The sequence below is a fragment of the Faecalibacterium longum genome (assembly GCF_040094125.1).
GTDB lineage: Bacteria > Bacillota > Clostridia > Oscillospirales > Ruminococcaceae > Faecalibacterium > Faecalibacterium longum.
This window is the reverse complement of the sequence record NZ_JBBNIH010000001.1, coordinates 1-1193: the sequence shown is the minus strand read 5'-3', so window position 1 is coordinate 1193 and position 1193 is coordinate 1. Positions and strand designations below refer to the sequence as shown.

At 51.0% G+C, this 1193-nt stretch carries 2 protein-coding genes; both read right to left on the bottom strand.

Annotated features, from left to right (window positions below; all coding sequences use genetic code 11):
• Window positions 1–42: 42 nt before the first annotated feature.
• Complete coding sequence (locus tag AAAU26_RS00010; protein ID WP_227619556.1) at window positions 43–267, bottom strand: hypothetical protein; 225 nt, start codon at window positions 265–267, stop codon at window positions 43–45.
• Window positions 268–410: 143 nt separating this feature from the next.
• On the bottom strand, window positions 411–1193 hold a 783-nt coding region (locus AAAU26_RS00005), incomplete at its 5' end, for a hypothetical protein (RefSeq protein ID WP_349180837.1).

Sequence of the window (1193 nt, the reverse complement as noted above, 5' to 3'; positions counted from 1 at the left end):
AGCCGGGTACTCCGTAACCAATCCTGACAGGCAGTTGCCGTGTCATTTTTCGAAAACTGTTTTACGGATACCCAGCAGTCGGGAACGCTCTGTTTCTCTTTGCTGGGGAGCATGATGAGTCTGTTCCGCCTGCCATGCAGCAAATTCTCTTTGCCCTTCCTCGCTGTTCCAACAGGCAAGGATGGCCGGGTAGAATGCCCGTGCCAAACGGTCAATGACTTCATCGGGGTAAGGGAAAGTGTTTGTGGACTTTTTCTTTTTGTTCAAACGCACGCTCGTTTGACTGTCCCACCGTGGCAAAGTCGGGCGAGAAAATCAAAGTTCCAATTCTTATCAGGCGCAAGGGCGCGGATATTTTCCGCCCTGCACTTGTGGCTGGTGGCTCGTTGATGGCTTACAAGTGCCTGTCGTTATGCGATTTCTTTATCGTTCAGCATTTCTTCATACTGTGCCATATACGCTTTGTGCTGCTTGAGGATTTTTAGCGTTTCAGTTTTGGCGTAGGAATCGTCCGGCAGCTTAGGCAAGTATCTCATCAAAAAATCAAAGTCCTGTTGAATCCGCCGGACGGCGACTTCCAGCGCAGAGTAGTTGATTCCAGAGTAGTGTGAGTAGCTCGACTGCGAAGCCAAACGATCTTCCGGGTACAGAATCTCATGCACGATCTGTTCACGGTTCACATAGGCTGCTTTGGCAAGGCGGTGAATATCGGCATCACGGACTTTGAACTGCCCGGACAGGGTTTTCTCCTGCATACCGGGCACCATCTGTTCCATGATCTCTACGCCGTGCATGAACTTTTCAGGACGGGCAACGTAGGATTCGCTGACATTGTTCCGCTCTGCAATCTGCTTGCGGATGCTTGCTTCTGCAGAGGTGGGAGGAATTGTGTCAATTTGACACAATTCCTCCGGGGCGGTTTTCTTGGCAGCAGCCGTGTGCTGGTTGTTGCCGTTTCCGCCGGGCTTTCGATGCTCCATACTGTACTGTTTTCCAATGAGGAACTTCTTCTGCTCCGGTGTGAGGTTGCGCCGCCCCAGCTGATTCTTGCAGATCCAAGCGAGAGCTTCCTCACGATTTGCAAAGCGGAGCGGCATGGTAGAAAAGTAGATTTCGGGATGCTTCTGAAGAATCGCATAACGATTGTGACCGTCAACAAGTGTATTGTTCCACACGATCAAAGGAGAGAGCAG